Source organism: Cohnella cellulosilytica, from assembly GCF_042431195.1.
Taxonomy (GTDB): Bacteria; Bacillota; Bacilli; order Paenibacillales; family Paenibacillaceae; genus Cohnella; species Cohnella cellulosilytica.
The window spans coordinates 144,776-163,570 of record NZ_JBHMDN010000012.1 but is presented as its reverse complement, the minus strand read 5'-3'; the positions used below and the strand labels follow the sequence as shown (position 1 = coordinate 163,570).

Annotated in this window: 20 protein-coding genes; 16 read left to right on the top strand and 4 right to left on the bottom strand. The window is 59.0% G+C overall.

The genetic code is table 11. The features are described 5' to 3' along the window. Positions 1-39: 39 nt before the first annotated feature. The 12 genes from mutL (at position 40) to glnA (ending at position 13,950) form a co-directional block, all read left to right on the top strand. Positions 40-1,995: a DNA mismatch repair endonuclease MutL gene (gene mutL, locus ACFFT4_RS09145; protein ID WP_378046948.1), complete on the top strand. Its 1,956-nt coding sequence runs from the start codon at positions 40-42 to the stop codon at positions 1,993-1,995. Further along, the gene (locus ACFFT4_RS09140; RefSeq protein ID WP_378046946.1) at positions 1,992-2,768 is read left to right on the top strand and encodes a class I SAM-dependent methyltransferase; all 777 of its coding nucleotides are present in this window, start codon (positions 1,992-1,994) and stop codon (positions 2,766-2,768) included. Before mutL ends, ACFFT4_RS09140 begins: the two co-directional genes overlap by 4 nt. Then, on the top strand, positions 2,761-3,750 hold the full coding sequence (gene miaA, locus ACFFT4_RS09135) for a tRNA (adenosine(37)-N6)-dimethylallyltransferase MiaA (RefSeq protein ID WP_378046944.1): 990 nt from the start codon (positions 2,761-2,763) through the stop codon (positions 3,748-3,750). Before ACFFT4_RS09140 ends, miaA begins: the two co-directional genes overlap by 8 nt. 29 nt (positions 3,751-3,779) lie before the next feature. Next, entirely contained in the window at positions 3,780-4,022 is a 243-nt protein-coding gene (gene hfq, locus ACFFT4_RS09130; protein WP_378046942.1) for an RNA chaperone Hfq, read from the top strand. A 216-nt stretch (positions 4,023-4,238) separates the two neighbouring features. Next, complete coding sequence (locus ACFFT4_RS09125) at positions 4,239-6,764, top strand: transglycosylase domain-containing protein (protein WP_378046940.1); 2,526 nt, start codon at positions 4,239-4,241, stop codon at positions 6,762-6,764. Between the two features lie 405 nt (positions 6,765-7,169). Beyond that, complete coding sequence (locus ACFFT4_RS09120; RefSeq protein ID WP_378046939.1) at positions 7,170-7,730, top strand: ribonuclease FAU-1 family protein; 561 nt, start codon at positions 7,170-7,172, stop codon at positions 7,728-7,730. 28 nt (positions 7,731-7,758) lie between these two features. Beyond that, a complete protein-coding gene (locus ACFFT4_RS09115; protein ID WP_378046938.1) occupies positions 7,759-8,391 on the top strand; it encodes a YdcF family protein in 633 nt (210 codons plus the stop codon). Between the two features lie 71 nt (positions 8,392-8,462). Beyond that, on the top strand, positions 8,463-9,449 hold the full coding sequence (locus ACFFT4_RS09110; RefSeq protein ID WP_378046936.1) for an AAA family ATPase: 987 nt from the start codon (positions 8,463-8,465) through the stop codon (positions 9,447-9,449). Between the two features lie 18 nt (positions 9,450-9,467). After that, positions 9,468-10,763 (top strand): GTPase HflX, encoded by a 1,296-nt coding sequence (hflX, locus tag ACFFT4_RS09105; protein ID WP_378046934.1) that lies wholly within the window; start codon positions 9,468-9,470, stop codon positions 10,761-10,763. A gap of 43 nt (positions 10,764-10,806) precedes the next feature. Next, positions 10,807-12,075 (top strand): methionine gamma-lyase family protein, encoded by a 1,269-nt coding sequence (locus tag ACFFT4_RS09100; protein ID WP_378046932.1) that lies wholly within the window; start codon positions 10,807-10,809, stop codon positions 12,073-12,075. 104 nt (positions 12,076-12,179) lie between these two features. Beyond that, a complete protein-coding gene (locus tag ACFFT4_RS09095) occupies positions 12,180-12,593 on the top strand; it encodes a MerR family transcriptional regulator (protein WP_378046930.1) in 414 nt (137 codons plus the stop codon). 28 nt (positions 12,594-12,621) lie between these two features. After that, positions 12,622-13,950 (top strand): type I glutamate--ammonia ligase, encoded by a 1,329-nt coding sequence (gene glnA, locus ACFFT4_RS09090; protein ID WP_378046928.1) that lies wholly within the window; start codon positions 12,622-12,624, stop codon positions 13,948-13,950. A 105-nt stretch (positions 13,951-14,055) separates the two neighbouring features. Here the strand turns inward: glnA and ACFFT4_RS09085 are convergent, their stop codons facing one another. The 3 genes from ACFFT4_RS09085 to lexA all read right to left on the bottom strand — a co-directional run bounded on the left by ACFFT4_RS09085 (position 14,056) and on the right by lexA (position 15,676). Further along, complete coding sequence (locus ACFFT4_RS09085; protein WP_378046926.1) at positions 14,056-14,385, bottom strand: type II toxin-antitoxin system HicA family toxin; 330 nt, start codon at positions 14,383-14,385, stop codon at positions 14,056-14,058. Continuing rightward, positions 14,382-14,597 (bottom strand): type II toxin-antitoxin system HicB family antitoxin, encoded by a 216-nt coding sequence (locus ACFFT4_RS09080; protein ID WP_378046924.1) that lies wholly within the window; start codon positions 14,595-14,597, stop codon positions 14,382-14,384. The genes ACFFT4_RS09085 and ACFFT4_RS09080 overlap by 4 nt, the downstream gene beginning before the upstream one ends. Positions 14,598-15,052: 455 nt before the next feature. Then, complete coding sequence (lexA, locus tag ACFFT4_RS09075) at positions 15,053-15,676, bottom strand: transcriptional repressor LexA (RefSeq protein ID WP_378046922.1); 624 nt, start codon at positions 15,674-15,676, stop codon at positions 15,053-15,055. A gap of 172 nt (positions 15,677-15,848) precedes the next feature. Here lexA and ACFFT4_RS09070 point away from each other — a divergent pair, with 172 nt between their 5' ends. The 4 genes from ACFFT4_RS09070 (at position 15,849) to ACFFT4_RS09055 (ending at position 18,055) form a co-directional block, all read left to right on the top strand. Beyond that, positions 15,849-16,244 carry a LysM peptidoglycan-binding domain-containing protein gene (locus ACFFT4_RS09070; RefSeq protein ID WP_378046920.1) on the top strand — a complete coding sequence of 132 codons (396 nt, stop codon included), beginning with the start codon at positions 15,849-15,851 and terminating at the stop codon, positions 16,242-16,244. A 189-nt stretch (positions 16,245-16,433) separates the two neighbouring features. Then, entirely contained in the window at positions 16,434-16,622 is a 189-nt protein-coding gene (locus ACFFT4_RS09065) for a DUF896 domain-containing protein (protein WP_378046919.1), read from the top strand. Between the two features lie 102 nt (positions 16,623-16,724). Beyond that, complete coding sequence (locus ACFFT4_RS09060) at positions 16,725-17,243, top strand: hypothetical protein (RefSeq protein WP_378046918.1); 519 nt, start codon at positions 16,725-16,727, stop codon at positions 17,241-17,243. Positions 17,244-17,254: 11 nt separating this feature from the next. Continuing rightward, positions 17,255-18,055: an HAD family hydrolase gene (locus tag ACFFT4_RS09055; RefSeq protein ID WP_378046916.1), complete on the top strand. Its 801-nt coding sequence runs from the start codon at positions 17,255-17,257 to the stop codon at positions 18,053-18,055. A 110-nt stretch (positions 18,056-18,165) separates the two neighbouring features. Here the strand turns inward: ACFFT4_RS09055 and mtnD are convergent, their stop codons facing one another. Continuing rightward, entirely contained in the window at positions 18,166-18,705 is a 540-nt protein-coding gene (gene mtnD / locus ACFFT4_RS09050) for an acireductone dioxygenase (RefSeq protein ID WP_378046914.1), read from the bottom strand. Positions 18,706-18,795 lie beyond the last annotated feature (90 nt).

The following is an 18,795-nucleotide window of genomic DNA, read 5'->3' as shown; positions in this document are numbered from 1 at the left end:
CGGCGGCGCACGCCGGGATAGGGGAAGGAGGAGAACGGCATGGGAATCATTCGCCCGCTCGACGAGCATCTGGCGAACCAGATCGCCGCGGGAGAGGTCGTCGAACGGCCGGCTTCCGTCCTGAAGGAGCTGATCGAGAACGCCGTCGACGCCGGCGCGAGCCGAATCGACGTGTCCGCCGAGGAAGGCGGCTTGCAGCTGCTCAGGGTGGCGGACAACGGTGGCGGCATCCAGCCGGACGATATGCTGATCGCTTTCCAGCGTCACGCGACGAGCAAAATTTCGACGGACAAGGATCTGTTCCAGATCGCGACGCTCGGTTTTCGCGGCGAGGCGCTGCCGAGCATCGCGGCGGTCGCCAAAGTCAAATGCGTCAGCGCGACGGACGACAGCGGGCTGGGCAGCCTGCTGGAGATCGAAGGCGGAGCGATCGTCGCCAACCGCGAGACGAACGCGCCCAAGGGCACGGAGATGATCGTCAAGGAGATTTTCTACAATACGCCGGCGCGCCTGAAATATATGAAGACGATCCAGACCGAGCTGAGCCACTTGTCCGATATCGTCTATCGGCAAGCGCTCGCCCGGCCGGACATCGCCTTTACTTTCTCGCACAACGGCAGCATGCTGCTGCGGACGCCCGGCACCGGCGATCTTCGTCAGGTTGTGGCGGCGATCTACGGAACGGCGTCGGCGAAAGCGATGATCGAGCTGCAGGAGGAAAATCCGGACTACGCGGTCTCCGGGCTGGTCGCGATGCCGTCGGAGACGAGGGCGAACCGCAACGCGCTGACCTCCCTCGTCAACGGGCGTTACGTCCGCAGCCAGGCGATCATGCAGCCGCTGCTGCAGGCATACCATACGCTGCTGCCGCTGCATCGCTATCCGCTGGCCGTGCTTAACCTGCGCATGCATCCGACGCTCGTGGACGTTAACGTCCACCCGGCCAAGCTGGAGGTTCGCTTCAGCAAGGAAGCCGAGCTGCGCGCTTTCGTGGAAAGCTCGGTCAAGAAGGCGCTGAGCGCCCGATCGTATATTCCGTCGGGAACGGCCGTGCGGACTCCGAAGACGAGTTCCTGGGTGCAGGAGCAGATCCGGTTTCAGCTTCCGCCGGCAAGAGAGGAAGCCGACCGGGAGCAGGCGCCGCTGCCGGAACCGCCGGCAGCGCCGGACGAGGCCGCGCGGGAGCCTGCAGATCGGGTCCGGACGGAAGCCGTCAAGGAAACGGCCGCGGCTTACGACTGGCGGACGTCCCGGACGGCGGCGACCGGGAGCGGGAGATCCGAGCCGAACGCTCCTGCTCGGACCTCGGCCCAGCCGCAGTTCCGTTCGGCCTCCTTGCCCGCGGACGCGATTCCGTCCGAGGTATGGAAGAGCGCGTTCGCCGCTCCGTCCGTTCCGGCCGGCGTTCCGGAGTTTCCCGAGCTCGTCTGGATCGGGCAGCTTCACGGCACGTATATTGTCGCGCAGAACGAAAACGGCCTGTATTTGATCGACCAGCATGCGGCGCACGAACGCGTCCATTACGAATATTATTACGAGAAGTTCGGACGTCCGGAGGAAGCGAGCCAGGAGCTGCTGCTGCCGATGACGCTGGAATTCGCCCCGGACGAATGCGCCGTTCTGCGCGGCCGGCTTGCGGCTTTCGAGAGCGCGGGGGTATATATGGAGGATTTCGGGGGCAATACCTTTATCATAAGGGCGGTGCCCCACTGGTTCCCGTCCGGCGACGAAGCGGCGATCGTACGGGAGATGGCGGAGTGGATCATCCGGGAGAAAAACGTCGACCTGCGCGTGCTGCGGGAGCAGGCTTCGATCATGTGCTCGTGCAAGGCGTCGATCAAGGCGAACCAGGCGCTGACGCGCGAGTCCGGGGAGAAGCTGCTGGAGCGGCTGGCCGCCTGCAAGCAGCCGTACACCTGTCCGCACGGCAGGCCGATCGTCGTCAGCTTCAGCACGTACGAGCTCGAGAAAATGTTTAAGCGGGTGACGTCTTGATCGTCACGACCTCGCAGCGGCCGACCGGCCCGGAGGTCGAGCGAGCCCTCCGTCTTGCCGACGAGCTCGGCGCCGTCTACGTTCCAAGAGGGACCCGGACGATCCGCGCCCTGCAAGCCGCGGCGAACGACGCGCAGACGCTTGTCGTCGGTCCGCGGGACATTCGGTTGACGGAGGGAGCGGGGCAGCCGTTTTATTTTCACCCGAGCATGGCGCTTGTCCGAATCAAGGGCTTGCTGGCGGGAGGCCGGGACTCGCTGCTGGAGGTATCGGGCGCGAAGCCGGGAGACACGGTGATCGACTGCACGGCGGGGCTGTGCTCGGATTCTCTCGTGTTCAGCCATGCGGTCGGAGAACGAGGCCAAGTCGTGGCGCTGGAAGCGGCGCGGACGGTGCATGTCATCGTGCGCGAGGGGCTCCGGACGTACGAATCGGGGCTCCCCGAAGCCGACAAGGCGATGCGGACGATCGAAGCCGTGCACGCCGATTGCGAGCGGTGGCTGCCCCGCATGCCGGACGACAGCGCCGACATCGTCTACTTCGATCCGATGTTCGAGAAGCCGGTGACCTCCTCCAGCGCGATCGCCCCGCTGCGCGCATGGGCGGCCGACGGCCCGCTTGCGGAGGAAGCCGTTCGCGAAGCGATCCGGGTAGCCCGCAGGAAAGTCGTCCTTAAAGACCATCGCGACAGCGGAAGGTTCGAGCGGCTCGGCTTCCGGCTGGCCAAATCGTCCTCCTCCGCCGTCGCTTACGGAGTGATAGACGTTGAGTAACGAAGAAGCAGACAAGCGGCCGCCGCTGCTCGTGCTTGTCGGGCCGACGGCGGTCGGCAAAACCGCGCTCAGCCTGAAGCTGGCCAAGGCGTTCGACGCGGAAATCATCAGCGGCGATTCGATGCAGGTGTATCGCGGGATGGATATCGGAACGGCCAAGCTGAGGCCGGAGGAGATGGAGGGCGTGCCGCATCATCTCATCGACATTCGCGAGCCGGACCATCCTTTTTCCGTATCGGAGTTCCAAAGCCTGTGCACCGAGACGATCCGGGAGATCCATCAACGCGGCAGGCTGCCGTTTATTGTGGGGGGGACGGGATTATATGTGGAATCCGTCTGCTACGGCTTTCGCTTCCAGGAGATCGGGGCGGACGAAGCGTATCGGGCGGAGATGAGGGCGTACGCCGCGGAGAAGGGTGCGCAGGCGCTGCACGACAAGCTGGCGGAGGTCGATCCGGTTACGGCCGCCAAGCTGCACCCGAACGACGAGGGGCGGATTATCCGCGCGCTCGAGGTGTTCCGGCTGACCGGCAAGCCGCTCTCCGCAGCGCAGAGCCAGTCAAGGGGCGACGAGAAGCGCTCGCCCTACAGGCTGTGCCTGATCGGCCTGACGATGGAGCGGGACGCGCTGTATCGCCGGATCGAGGAGCGGGTCGATCTGATGCTCGAGGCCGGACTGGTTGGAGAGGTGCGCGGCCTGCTGGAGACGGGGGTTCCGCGGAGCGCCGTCGCGATGCGCGGACTCGGCTACAAGGAGATCGCCGCTTACCTGGAGGGAGAAACTTCCTACGAGGAAGCGGTGGCGATTCTTAAGCGGGACACGCGGCATTTTGCCAAGCGGCAGTTAAGCTGGTTTCGCCATATGCGGGGGCTCGAATGGGCGGATGCGGACGGCGATGCAAAAAACAGCGCCCTTTTCGAGAGGATCTGTGCTATAATAGCAGGAAAGTTTCAGATTGATACCGAATATATTTCTTCATAAATATTTGTGGCAATGGGGGTTTTCGGCCAATGAACAAGTCCATTAACATTCAGGATACCTTTCTCAATCAACTTCGCAAAGACAGCATTCCGGTCACTGTTTATTTGACCAACGGATTTCAAATCCGCGGCATCGTCCGCGCGTTTGACAACTTCACCATCGTGATCGACAGCGAGGGGCGCCAGCAGATGGTGTATAAGCATGCGATCAGCACGTTTATGCCTCAGCGCAACGTCTCCCTCATGCAGCAGGACGGCGGAACGGATAACTGAACCGTCGTTCCCGCGTCGCGGTCGAGTGAAACTTTTCCCCAGCCATGAGCGTCTAAGAGAATAGGCCGGCACTTGGGCAACCCGCTACCGGGTTGTTCTTTCTTTAAAAGAACCTGTCGAAGCCGGCACGGCCGGCCCTCGCGGAGAAGTAATGAACGGCTCGTTACAGGCGCAACTTATGTAGAGAGAGACACACGGATAGAGGGGGAGACACAGATGAACCAACCTACAGTTCCAAGCCGCTCCGGCAGCGCGGAGAGAGGCGGCAAGAGCGGCGGCAAAGGCAAGGGCGGCGGGAGCGGCAAAGGCAAGCGTCCCCGCAAGGGCAGGAAAAAGCTCGTTCTCATATGGCTGTTCTTCGTCGCGCTGATCGCGCTTGTGTGCGCGGTCGTCGGTTATTTGCTCGTTATTTTGAACGGGGAACGCATTCTTAACGCCAATATCAACAAATTGAATCTGGATAAAGCATCGATCGTCGTTGACCGCAACGGCAACGAAGTGGCAAAGCTGTACAACCACGAAGGCAACCGCGAATTCGCGCCGATCGCGGAAATTCCGAAGCTGGTGCAGGACGCGTTCGTGGCGACGGAAGACAAGCGCTTCTACGAGCATAACGGCGTCGACTTGCTCGGCATCGGGCGCGCGCTCGTCAAGGACGTTATCGCCCGCAGCGCGGTCGAGGGCGCCAGCACGATTACGCAGCAGCTGGCCAAAAACCTGTTCCTGAACGCGGACAAGACGATATTCCGCAAAGGCACGGAAGCATCCATCGCGCTCGCGCTGGAGCAGAAGATGACCAAACCCGAAATTTTGGAGCTGTACTTGAACCGGATTTATTTCGGCAAAGGGCAGTACGGCATCAAGACGGCGGCGAAATATTATTTCGACGTGGAGAATCTGGAGGATTTGAAGCTGTGGCAGGTTGCGACGCTCGCCGGCATACCGAAGGCGCCGAATACGTACAACCCGATCCGCAATCCGGAGAAGTCGATGGAGCGGCGCGGGGTCGTGCTGAAGCTGATGTACGATCAAGGGCTGATTACGGAGAAGGAAAAGAACGACGCGGCCAAGGTCGAGTACAAGCCGTCCAAGGCCAGCAAGGTCGACGACAAGTATTTGGCGTTCCTGGACTATGTGCTCGACGAGGCTCAGGAGAAAACGAAGCTGACCGAGGAAGAGCTGCGCAGCGCGGGTTACGTCATTACGACGACGCTCGATACGAAGGCGCAGTCGATTGCCGAGAAGGAATTCGCCAACGACGAGCGGTTCGAGAAAAGCGTGGACGATCAGCAGGTTCAGGGCGCGATGGTCATTCTGAACCAGCACGACGGGTCGCTCGTCGCGATGATCGGCGGCAGGGATTACCAGGCCCAGGGCTGGAACCGCGCGGTCAAGCAGCGTCAGCCGGGCTCGTCCTTCAAGCCGATTATCGATTACGGTCCGGCGCTCGAGAGCGGGAACTTCTTCCCCTGGACGACCGTGCAGGACGTGAAGCAGTGCTTCGGCGACTACTGTCCGTCCAACACCAACCAGTACAAGGGCACGATTCCGATGAGCCAGGCGATCAAGGAATCGCGCAACGTCTCGGCCGTCTGGCTGCTTAACGAGATCGGCATCGGCAAAGGGCTGGAGTTCGCCAAGCGGCTCGGCATCGACCTCGGCCCGGAGGACCGCAACCTGTCGATCGCGCTCGGAGGCCTTACGAACGGCGTAACGCCGCTGCAGATGGCCAGAGCTTATTCGGCGTTCGCCAACGGCGGCAAGCTGTACGAACCGCACAGCATCTTGAAGATCGTGGACGTTAACGGCAAGCCGATATACGAATTCGGCGAGAAGCCGGAGCAGGTGATGAAGGAAAATACCGCCTATTACATGACGGAGCTGCTTAAGGGCGTCGTTCAGAAGGGCGGGACCGGCACGAGGGCGGCCGTCAGCGGACGCACCGTCGTCGGCAAGACGGGCACGACGCAAGCCGGCATTCCGAACTTCAAAACGAACAAAAACCGCGACGTCTGGTTCGTCGGCTATACGCCGGAGCTGACGGCCGCCGTCTGGTTCGGCTACGACAAGACCGACAAGAACCATCTGCTCGACGGCAGCAGCGGTCAAGCGGCTTCGATGTTCTCCGCGGTCATGTCCAAGGTGCTGGAAAACTACAAGCAAAAGAGCTTCCCTACCCCTTCGGACGTGCAGGAGGAAGAGGAGGAGCAGACGCTGGATGCGGTAAGCGGCTTGATGGTCGCCTACTCTCCCGAAGCGGTCAGCGTCGAGCTGATGTGGTCGGCCGTGCAGGGGGAAGGGATCATCTACCGGATCTATCGCCAGGAGGAAGGAGAAGCGGAATTCAAGCTGCTGACCCAGATCGCCGACGGCACGGCGTACGACGACATGGCGATTCTGCCGGATCGGACGTACACTTATTACGTGACGGCGTATCTGCCCGACAAGGAGCTGGAGAGCGAGCCTTCCGAGCAGCAGACGATTACGGTGACCTCCGGCATGGAGGTGACGCCTCCCCCGGAGGAAGGGGGCGAAGAGACGCTTCCGCCGGAAGAAACCGGAGAGCCGATCGAGACGGCGGAGCCGCCGATCGAGAGTCCCGGGGAATCGTCCTCCCCGCCTCCGTCTTCGGAAGAAACTCCACCTCCGGTTCCGTCCGACGAAAGTCCGAGCCCGGACATTCCGGCCGCCGGAGACGAAGGAGAAACCGTTCCGCTGATCGGGACGTTCTCGACTGAATAACGGCATCCGACAAGAGGTTGTTCCGTAAGCAGGGTCGTACAAGATGATCGATCAAGAAAAAGTGCATATATCTCCTGGAGCCTGCCTCATACGTTCCTGAAATGACCCTGCCACGGGTTAACCTTTTCAAATTTCAGGATCGTATAGCAGCGGAAGGAGATATATGCACGACAACATTCTCTATCGATTATCTTTTCGTACGACCCTTTTTGCTTACGGGACAGCCTCTTTCTGTATTGCAGTTTCGATCCCTGTCAAGGCGCAAACTGGTTCGCGAAGGCAACTTGTGGTAAGCTTTTCTTATGTAGAGTTGCCGCAGGGCAACGCGGTCAGGACAGAGGCCTGACGGCAAAGGCTGGCGAAGATAAGCTTACTAACGTTGAACGGACGGAAAGGAAAGTCGCGATGAAGCGTAAATTTTCGGATCGGGCCAATTGGCGGCGGATTTTGAAGAAGAGCTATGCGTGCATTCCGATGGACGAACCGCAATTCAGAGGGTTCGTGACGCTGTACCGGATTCACGAGCTGCGCGACCCGTTGTGGAAGGAATACAACGGGAGAAGAATGTGCCTGGCGGACCGCGGATATTTGTGGATGCAGCATTTTCCCAAGGGCGAGCATTTCGTCGTGACGACGATGTTCGACGACCGGGGCCAGGTCGTGCAGTGGTACATCGACATTTGCAAGGTGCAGGGCTTGACGGACCAGCAGGTGCCGTGGTTCGACGATCTGTTTCTGGACATCGTGGTGCTGCCCACGGGAGAGAAGCTGCTGCTGGACGAGGATGAGCTGGAGGAGGCGCTGGACGAAGGGGAAATTACTCCCCGCGACTCGGCAATGGCCCGCAAAACGGCGGCGCGGCTGATGAGCTTGATCCAGCAAAACAAGTTTCCTTATTTCGACCTGAGCAAGCAGCACAGAAGGCTGCTGCTGAACAAGCTGGGCTGGGACAAAGCCAAGGGATAACGCGAGCAGGGAGGGGGGGACGCGCGACATGACGCCGGTCGTTACGTTGGCCAAGCGGGGCAAGTGGAAGAAAAGGGTGCTGCGGCTGGCGATATTCGGGATAGCCGCGCTGCTCGTCTGGTGCCTGGCGCTCTATGTCCTCGTCGTGCGGTTCGAGGGCCGGCCGAAGGACGGCAAGCCGGCGCCCTCGGACGTCGGCATCGTGCTCGGCGCAAGGCTGTGGAACGACGAGCCGAGTCCGGGGCTGAAGGAGAGGCTCGATTTGGCGCTGGAGCTGTATCGCGGGGGCGTTTTCTCGAATTTCATCGTCACCGGCGGACTGGACGCCCGCGACGCGACGATTACCGAAGCGGAAGGGATGCGCAACTATCTCGTCGCCCAGGGCGTGCCCGAGTCGGCCGTCGAGATGGACGAGCTGTCGCGCAGCACGTACGAGAATTTGCAGTTCGCGCAGGATATTATGGACAGCAACGACTGGCACACCGCCGTTATCGTCACGCACAGCTACCATGGCTCCAGAGCCGCGGATATCGCCGGGAAGGTCGGGTTTTCCCCGGTCCAGGTGAGCGTGACGGATTCCAAGGTGCTGAACGTGCCGTACCATCAAGCGCGCGAGGTGCTCGCCTATACGAAGTGGCTCGGCATGAAGCTGTTCCTATGACTAGGGATCGGACGAACGGAATACATTGATATTGCGGCTAATCGTCGACTCGAGTTCAGGGGTGAAGCTTGATGAACGCTAAAGCGGGCGCATCGGAGGCCAAGGCGGCGGTCGCCTCTTCCCGTCCGTCCCGGCAGATCAACATCGTTCTGCGCAATGCGGACCAGGAAGCGACGGCCGGCTATGCAAGCGCGGCCGATCATTCGGGCAGTCTAAAAACGCTGCCCCAGTCCGGCCCGTGGGCCGATTGGCAGAAGGAACTGGACCGTCTGGTCGGGCTGGACAACATCAAGGAACTCGTCTACGAAATCTATGCGCTGCTGCAGATTATGCAGTATCGCAGCGAAGCGAGCCTGCAGGCGCAGGCGCACGTGTATCACATGATTTTCAAGGGCAATCCCGGGACGGGCAAGACGACGGTAGCGCGGTTGCTGGCGAAGTTGTTCCAGAGCATGGGGCTGCTCGCCAAGGGCCATCTCGTGGAAGTGGAACGCGCCGATCTGGTCGGCGAATACATCGGACATACGGCGCAGAAAACCCGGGACCTGGTGAAAAAGGCGCTGGGAGGCGTGCTGTTCGTGGACGAAGCGTACAGTCTGGCGCGCGGCGGCGAGAAGGATTTCGGAAAAGAGGCCATCGATACGCTGGTGAAGGCGATGGAGGATTACAAAAACCAGTTCGTGCTCATTCTCGCCGGCTATACGCTGGAGATCGAAACCTTCTTGATGACGAACCCCGGTTTGCCTTCCCGTTTTCCGATTCAGATGACGTTCCCGGACTATTCCGTAGACCAGCTCATTCAGATCGCCGAAGGCATGGCCAAGGACAGAGACTATACGCTGCTGCCGCAAACGGTCTACAAGCTAAGGCAGCTGCTCGTTCAGGAGAAGTCGGAAGCAATCTACGATTTCAGCAACGCGAGGTTCGTCCGGAACGTGCTGGAGCGGGCGATCCGCTATCAAGCCGTGCGGCTGCTGTCGCAGTATCCGGGCGCTTCTCCGGGCCGCCAGGAGCTGATGGCGCTGCGGCCCGAGGACATTCGCGGCCTGCAACAATAAACGGAATGAGGGACAGGGATGAGACAAAGCGCATACGAGACGGAAACGACGGGGCAGGAGAGAGCTTTGCTCGTCAGCTTGGTCACGGACGAGGCGAGAAGATCCGGCGCCGACCCCGAGCATTCGCTCGGGGAGCTGGCCTCCTTGGCCGAGACGGCCGGAGTGACGGTCATCGGCTCCGTGATGCAGAATCTGGATGCGCCGGACAACAGGTATTACGTCGGCAAAGGAAAGGCGCAGGAAATTCGGGACATCGCGCTGCGCGACGGCGCGACGACGGCGATCTTCGATCAGGAGTTGACCGGAACCCAGGTCCGCAACCTGGAGGAGACGCTGGACGTGAAGATCATCGACCGTACGCAGCTGATTCTCGACATCTTCGCCGGCCGGGCCAAGACGCGGGAAGGGATTTTGCAGGTCGAGCTCGCCCAGCTGACCTATTTGCTGCCGCGGCTGTCCGGGCACGGAAAGAACCTGTCCCGTCTCGGCGGCGGGATCGGTACGCGGGGCCCCGGCGAGACGAAGCTGGAGACGGACCGCCGCCATATTCGGCGGCGGATTACCGAGCTTAAGCGGCAGCTGGAGGCGGTCACGGCGCATCGCAATCTGCACCGCGAGCGCAGACGCAAGGTCGGAGCCGTGCAGGTGGCGCTTGTCGGCTATACGAACGCGGGCAAGTCGAGCCTGCTGCGCCAGCTCACGGACGCGGACGTGCTGGCGGAGAACAAGCTGTTCGCGACGCTCGATCCGACCTCGCGCAGCCTGGAGCTGCCGAGCGGCAAGCAGATCGTACTGACCGACACGGTCGGCTTTATCCAGAATCTCCCGCACGATCTGGTCGCCGCGTTCCGCGCGACGCTGGAGGAGGCGGCGCAGGCCGACCTGCTGCTGCATGTCGTCGATTCGGCTTCCCCGATGCGCGAACGGCAGATCGCCGTCGTCGAGGACGTGCTGCGGGAGCTTGGAGCGGGCGGCAAGCCGACGCTGACCGTGTTCAACAAGATCGACCTGCTGACCGAGCAGGCCGACCGGGCGCTTGTCGGGGGCGGCGACGCGATTCGCGTCAGCGCCTACGACAAGGAGGATATGGCGCGGCTGCGCGCGGCGATCGAAGACCGGATTCTGGGAGAGATCGCAACGTTCCGGATTCCGGCGTCGAGAGGCGATCTGGCTTCGCTGGCGTATCGGGTCGGGGAAGTGACGGGGCGGGAGACGGACGAGGAGCATCTGCTGCTGTCCGTTCGGCTTAATCCGGCGGATATGCAGAAATCGGGACACGATTTGGAAGAATACCGCGTACCGGATACGCAATAGACGGATACGCGGGCAGAACATCGGCTTAGATAAGGGGAGCGGCATGCAAGCATCGGATATCGCGGATTTTGAACGGCAATGGGAGCAATGGGAGGAAGCGGCGGAGGAGCTGGCGCAGAGCCGGTTCCGCAAGCTGGACCGCATTGCCGAAAACAACCAATGGAAAGTGATTCGGGCGTTCCAGAAGCATCGGGTGAGCGATTTTCACTTCGCTTCGTCCACCGGCTACGGATACAACGACAGCGGCAGGGAAGTGCTGGACCTTGTGTACGCGGACGTCTTCGGAGCCGAGGCCGCCATCGTCAGGCCCCATCTCGTATCGGGAACGCATACGATTTCGGCGGCCTTGTTCGGCTGCCTGCGCCCGGGAGACGAACTGCTGTTCGTCACCGGGCGGCCGTACGATACGCTGCATAAAGTGATCGGCCAGCCGGGAGACGGACTCGGCTCGTTGGCCGACTGGGGCGTGACGACGAAGATCGTGCCGCTGCTGCAGGATGGCGGCGTGGATTGGGAGGGCGTCGCCGCGGCGGCGACCGAGCGGACGAAGGTGTTCGCCATTCAGCGCTCGCGCGGCTACGATTGGCGTCCGTCGTTTACGATCGAGCAAATCGCCGCGATGGTGACGCGCATTAAGGCGCTTCATCCGCAAGCGATCGTGTTCGCGGACAACTGCTACGGGGAATTCACCGAAGAGCGGGAGCCGACGGACGTCGGCGTCGATCTGATTGCCGGCTCGCTGATCAAAAATCCCGGAGGCGGCCTGGCCGCCAGCGGAGGGTATATCGCCGGCAGCAAAAGGCTGGTGGAATTGGCCGCATACCGGATGACCGCTCCGGGCATCGGCGGCGAGGTCGGAGCGATGCTCGGGACGACAAGAGCGATCTACCAAGGGCTGTTCCTCGCGCCGCTGCTGGTCGGACAAGCCGTCAAAGGCAGCGTGTTCGCCTCGGCGATTTTTGCCCGGCAGGGCTTCGAGACGCATCCGCGCTGGGACGACCCGCGCACCGATCTGATTCAAGCGATCCGTTTTGCCGGGGCGGAGCCTCTCGTTCATTTCGTCCAGGCGATTCAGAAGGCGGCGGCCGTCGACGCCCATGTCGTGCCCGAGCCTTGGGATATGCCGGGTTACGAGCATCCCGTCATTATGGCGGCCGGCACGTTCATCCAGGGGGGGAGTCTGGAGCTATCCGCCGACGCTCCGGTACGGGAGCCGTACATCGCTTACATGCAGGGCGGGTTGACCTATGCTCATGTGAAGTTTGCCGTCAAGCTGGCGCTGAAGGAATTGTGGTCGCGCGGATTTTTGTAAATGAATGCTTCCAAAAACCTGACATTCCTTGACACGTTTTAGGGGGGCGGGTACAATGAAAGTGATTTCAATTACAACAAGTCATTGGGAAGGTTGGTATGGGGATGGGCGACGAGATTCGCAGAAATATGGCGTTGTTTCCGATTGGCATCGTAATGAAGCTGACCGACCTGACCGCCCGGCAAATTCGCTATTATGAGCAGCACGAACTGATTCAGCCCGCCCGTACGGACGGCAACCAGCGTTTGTTTTCTTTTAACGACGTGGAGCGTCTAATGGAAATCAAGTCGCTGATTGAGAAGGGCGTCAATATTGCGGGCATCAAGCAGGTGATGAATCCTGTCGGGCAGGACGAGAACGAAGGCACGATCATTAACGAAGTGTCCGAGGTGAAACGGCGCGAAATGAGCGATTCCCAGCTTCATAGAATGCTGAAGCAGCAGTTGATGCAGGGCAAGCGTCCCGGCCAAGTGTCGTTGATTCAGGGAGAGCTTTCCCGTTTTTTCAAGAACAGATAATTCATTCTTTACGCTTTAGGAGGCTGTCATGACTTACACACGCGAAGATATTACCCGGATCGCCAAGGAACAGAACGTCAGGTTTATTCGACTGCAATTCACGGACTTGCTCGGTTCGATCAAGAACGTAGAAATCCCGGTCAGCCAGCTGGAGAAAGCGCTCGACAACAAAATGATGTTCGACGGGTCCTCCATCGAAGGATATGTCCGCATCGAGGAGTCGGACATGTATCTGTACCCGGATCTCAGCACATGGGTCGTGTTCCCGTGGGTGACCGAGAACAAGGTCGCTCGTCTGATCTGCGACATTTACATGCCGGACGGCACTCCGTTCGCGGGCGATCCGCGGGGCATCCTCAAGCGCGCGCTGGAAGAAGCCGAGCAGATGGGCTATACGACGATGAACGTCGGACCGGAGCCGGAATTTTTCCTATTCCAGACTGACGAACAGGGCAATCCGACGACGGAGCTGAACGATCAGGGCGGCTATTTCGACCTGGCTCCGACGGATTTGGGCGAGAACTGCCGCCGCGACATCGTGTTGACGCTGGAGGAGATGGGCTTCGAGATCGAGGCGTCCCACCACGAGGTGGCTCCGGGACAGCACGAGATCGATTTCAAATACGCGTCCGCGGTTAAAGCGGCCGACCAGATTCAGACGTTTAAGCTTGTCGTCAAGACGATTGCGCGGCAGCACGGCTTGCATGCGACGTTTATGCCCAAGCCGCTGTTCGGAATGAACGGCTCCGGCATGCACTGCCACCTGTCGCTGTTCAAGGGCGGCGAGAACGTTTTTTATGATCCGAGCGACAAGCTGGGACTGAGCCCGGTAGCTCTCCAGTTCATGACCGGCATTCTGAAGCACGCGAGAGGAATCGCGGCGATTACGAATCCGACGGTCAACTCGTACAAGCGTCTCGTACCGGGATATGAAGCGCCGTGTTACGTCGCCTGGTCGGCGAGCAACCGCAGCCCGATGATCCGCATTCCGGCTTCCCGGGGCCTCAGCACGCGCGTTGAAGTGCGCAATCCCGACCCGGCCGCGAATCCTTACCTGACGCTGGCCGTCATGCTGAAGGCGGGACTGGACGGCATCAGCAACAAGATGCAGACTCCGCCGCCCGTCGACCGCAACATCTACGTGATGAGCGAGGAAGAACGGATCGAGGAAGGAATCCCGAGCCTGCCGATCAACCTGAAGGAGGCCCTCTCGGAGCTGCTGCGCGACGATGTCGTCTGCGATGCTCTCGGGGACCATGCGCTCAGCCATTTCTACGAGCTGAAGGAAATCGAGTGGGACATGTACCGCACGCAGGTCCACCAATGGGAACGCGATCAGTATTTGACGAATTATTAATCGGGAAGTTGTTGTCTTATTAGGAGTATAGGGGATTAAGATTCGGGGGCGAGAAGGGGAGCTTGGACGGTTATTCCGTCGGCTCTTCTTTCTCGCCTCCTTAATTTATTTGTGGTCCTCTACGACGATTGGCGAGGGGCAGATTTTCTTGTTCGTCAGCTTGGGCAATTTTTTCATCGCTTCGGCCTCGGTCAGCTGTGTCTCAGTTATTGAGAAATCAAGTGTATAAAATTCATCAGCATCAATGCCGGCTTGACGAATAATTGACTTTAAGGTCCCGATTGCAAGCTCATCATGCATCGGGACAATGGCGGTCTTGCCGCTCGGATGGCGCATCTTCTTATGGCAGCCGCGTTGACTGACAGCGACAAAGCCAATCGACTCAAGTGCGGACGCAGCTTCTTTACCCGAAACCACGGGAAACTTCGGACTCATGCTCGTATCTCTACGTCGAGCGGAGCGATAATCGGAGAGACAAGCGGCTCAATTGGCATATCCTCATCAAAATACAGCTCCAGCGCTTCACGCAGGTTGTATAGAGCTTCGTCCATCGTCTCGCCCTGACTGGTCACCTCTACCTCAAGACATCTTGCCACATACCATTTGCCTTCCTTGGTTACTGCGGCTGTTAGACGCATACTGATCATCCTTTCGATTCACCTCGACGTTTTGCAGCGGATCGTCATCATCTAGTATGGCTTAATCAGAAATTGTGTCAGTTCTGCACTGAAATTCCCGTTATCACTACTACTATCATATTCTACCTTTCAGTGCTGTTGCAAATTAAAGGCGGAACTGGCAGGAGCACACGTGGCGCTACTCCTGTGGGTACCGACATATAAGCCCGCGCTACGGCACAATAGTACCGTTGCCGAGAAAACAAGGGAGCCTTGCAGATAGATATCTATCCGCGAGGCTCCCTTGCGTGTAGGGCCTGTCCAACTGGGACGTGTAAAACCCGCTCAGGGGCATCTTTCACCGCCTTTTCGCCCCCTGCTTCGTCACTTTTGCTTGACGTACCTCCGGTACGCCTTCACAAAAGTTCCTTGCATGGAACAAAAATTCGGCAAAATCTGCTGTCCTCGGAGTAGGCATACACGCCCTAGTGAATGGAGCGAATCAAGCCGATGACTTTGCCCAGGATGCTGACGTTGGAAAGCCGGAGCGGCTCCATGCTGGCGTTCTCGGGCTGGAGGCGAATGTGGTCACGCTCCTTGTAGAAGGTTTTGACCGTCGCTTCGTTGTCTTCGGTCATAGCGACGACGATGTCGCCGTTTACCGCAGTAGGCTGCTGACGAACGATGACATAATCGCCGTCATGGATGCCGGCTTCGATCATGCTCTCTCCCATGACGGACAGCATGAACACCGGCTGTTCGCCGACCATGGAGGAAGGGAGCGGGTAATATTCCTCGATATTCTCGGTTGCGGTGATCGGGACGCCCGCGGTGACTTTGCCGACGAGCGGAACGGGACGCACCGAAGAGGAGAGCTTGTGGTTCGGATCGTCTTCGTCGCCGAGAATCTCGATGGCGCGAGGCTTGGTCGGGTCGCGCCGGATCAGCCCTTTCTTCTCCAGGCGGTCGAGATGACCGTGCACGGTCGAGCTGGAAGCGAGCCCTACGGCCTCTCCGATCTCGCGAACGGAAGGGGGATAGCCCTTGTCGCGGACTTCGTTCTTAATGAATTCAAGTATGGAATTCTGACGGCTGGACATTTTGGTCACGCCAAACCCTCCCTATTATAATGGCTCATGATGACAAATTATAACACAGAACCCGAGTTCGCACAAACATTCGTTCTAGAGAACGGGCGTTCCTAAAAACTGTTGACATGAACATGTGTTCGTGTTAGGATGAAATCAGATCGAACCAGAACAAACGTTTGGGGTGGACGGAATGGTGCACACTTGGGTAGCGGCAGGGACGACGCCGGCATCGAAGCCGCAGGATACGACTCGGACGACCTATTCTCACGAGGCGAAGCGCGATGACTCCGTGAATTGGAAAGCGGCCAGAGGCCTGTTTACGATATTGGCTTTCCTTGTTCTTTTCAGCGGCTTTACGTTGATGCGTTCGTTTGCTTCCACCGGGGAGCAAGCTCCCGCCACGGGAGAAGAGATCGTGGTCTCCGTCGACAGCGGCGATACGCTGTGGGCGCTTGCCAGAGCGTACAAGAACCCTGCCATCGATACGCGCCAAGCCGTGCACGTTCTGATGGAGAGGAACGGCCTCTCCGGTCCCGACTTGAAGAGCGGGCAAAGCCTTATATTTCCCGCGAAAATTTTGCCCTGAATATATTGTCCTCCCGAGACTCTATCGGAGTTCTGTTCCAGACCGGTGCATCCGGTCTTTTTTCTGTTTGCTCCGACAGCGATTTTTTCCGTTTCCGGGGTCCGGAGCCGATTGCGGCGCGGAATTCTTGACAAGCCGTCCGCGAAAATGGCAAAGTAGAGAAGATGCGAAATAGGGAGTGTGACAACGATGGAGATGGATCAGTTGATTAACCGGATTAACGAATTATCCCGGAAAAGCAAAGCCGAGGGGTTAAGCGAGCAAGAAATTGCCGAGCGTGACCGCCTTCGCCAACAATATTTGACGATATTCAAGCGCAACTTCCGGCAGGAGCTGGATCGGATCGAAGTCGTGGATCAAGCCCCGACCAAGCATTAACGATAAAAGGGAAACCGGACGACATCGCAAGAGAAGAAGAGAGACGGAGAAAGGCTGGGAGCGTCCGCGAGCGCCGGCCGTTATGTGACGAGGAGGAAGGCTATGTCCCGATCTTGGGAACGAATGGTGACGAAGAACACGAAACAGATCAACAAACGGCGTAAAAAGGAAGGCAAGAAGAGCATCGCTCCGAACGCGCCGCAGATCGACCGGTTTCGGGGACGGAATTACGTGGTTCCGTCGCTGCTTGTTTTGTTGATTTTATTTTACATCTTGTTGTCGCAGCCTTGGTCGGACAGGTTCCTGCAGGATCCGACGCTGTTTTGGGTGACGATCGGGTGTTACGTTCTGCTCGCGGTTTTCTATTATTTCAGACGACCTTATTTGGCCGTCAGCCGGGACACGCTGGAGACGCGCAAGTTTACGGGCTACAAAACGCTGAGACCTTCGCAAATCCGCAAGATCGTCGTTCAACCCGGATACGTTCTGATTGAGTCCGTCAAAGGCACGAACTGGGTGTTCTCCAAGCTCATGAATCGTTATCCGATCGCCCGGATGGCCGAGCGGCTGAAGGTTTACGCGGAAGTGAATCAAGTCGAATACGAAGCGAAGACAAAGTGAGGAGCGGGAAAATGCCGGTTAAAGCGGTGCTGTTTGATTTGGACGATACGCTGCTGTGGGACGACAGAAGCGTAAGCGAGGCTTTCCAGGCGACGTGCCGGTACGCGTCCGAAGCGACGGGAGTCGACGAGAAGGAGCTTGAGGCGGCCGTTCGCCGCGAAGCGAGGGCGCTGTACGAAACGTACGAGACTTACGGATTTACGCAGATGATCGGCATTAATCCGTTCGAAGCGCTGTGGGGCAAGTTCGAGCGCGGAGAGCATTCGATGTTCCGCAAGCTTCAGGAGCTTGCGCCCGGCTATCGGCAGAGCGCCTGGACGAAAGGATTGGCGGCGTTGGGCGTGGACAGCCCCGGGCTTGGGGTTCAGCTAGCCGAGATGTTTCCCGCCCAGAGAAGGAAGCTGAAGTACGTATACGACGAGACGTTCGCCGTGCTGGACGAGCTGAAGCAATCGTACAAGCTGCTGCTGCTGACGAACGGTTCCCCGGATCTACAGCAGGAGAAGCTTGACGGCATGCCCGAGCTGATTCCCTACTTCGACGCGATCGTCATTTCCGGCAGCTTCGGCGAAGGCAAGCCGTCCTCCAAGCTGTTCGCCCATGCGTTGGAGCAAGTGGGCGTTACGGCGGAAGAGGGCGTCATGATCGGGGACAAGCTGACGACCGACATTCTCGGCGCGAACCGGATCGGCATGACGTCGGTATGGATCAACCGGCACGGCGCAATCCGTAACGACGAGATCGTGCCTTCGTATGAGATCGAGAGTTTGACCGAGCTTCCCGCATTGATTCGTGCTATCGAGAAAGCTTAAATCGTACGTAAATGGGCGCGCTGCCGCCCGCATAATACGAAGGGCTATCCCCGTCGACCGTTCGCCTGCCGAACGCGATGGGGATAGCCCTTTTTATCGCTGCTTGCGCTTTACTTGACGAATGCCGGATCTTCAAACGGTTCGGCGACCCAGCCGGCCGGCTCGATGAACAAACGCACGGCTACGATCGCTTTGTTTTCCATCAGCGTAAAGAAATGCGGTTGGCCTTCCGGAACGGAGATGACGTCGCCGGCGCTCAGCTCGACATCGAAATATCCGGTCTCGTCGTCGCCTTTGATGATGAAGATGCCGCGTCCGGCCGTAATGGCGCGAACTTCGTCTTCCGTATGCGTGTGCACCTGTTCGAACTTCTTAAGCAATTCGGGCAGGTTTGGCGTCGATTCGGAGAGGGCGATGATATCCCAAACCTTGTATCCGCGTCTGCCGGCCAGATCGCGGATTTCCGCGTCATAGGCAGCCAGAAGCTGAGCTTTCTCGTCGTCGGACAGCACGAATTTCTCGTGCAGCTCTGCCGGAAGCTTGCTTGTATTCCAGTGCTCGTACAGGACGTTCTGTTTCGTCAGGAACGCGCGAACTTCTTCTTCGCCGGAAATTCTTTCGTCGGTGTTGCGGATGCGAATCTCTGCCATGGTTAAATCCCTCTTTTCCCAATGTGAATTAATGCCTTTATTATAGTCCAATTCCTGAAACCTGTCGATGTGTATCTTTCCGTCCTCAAC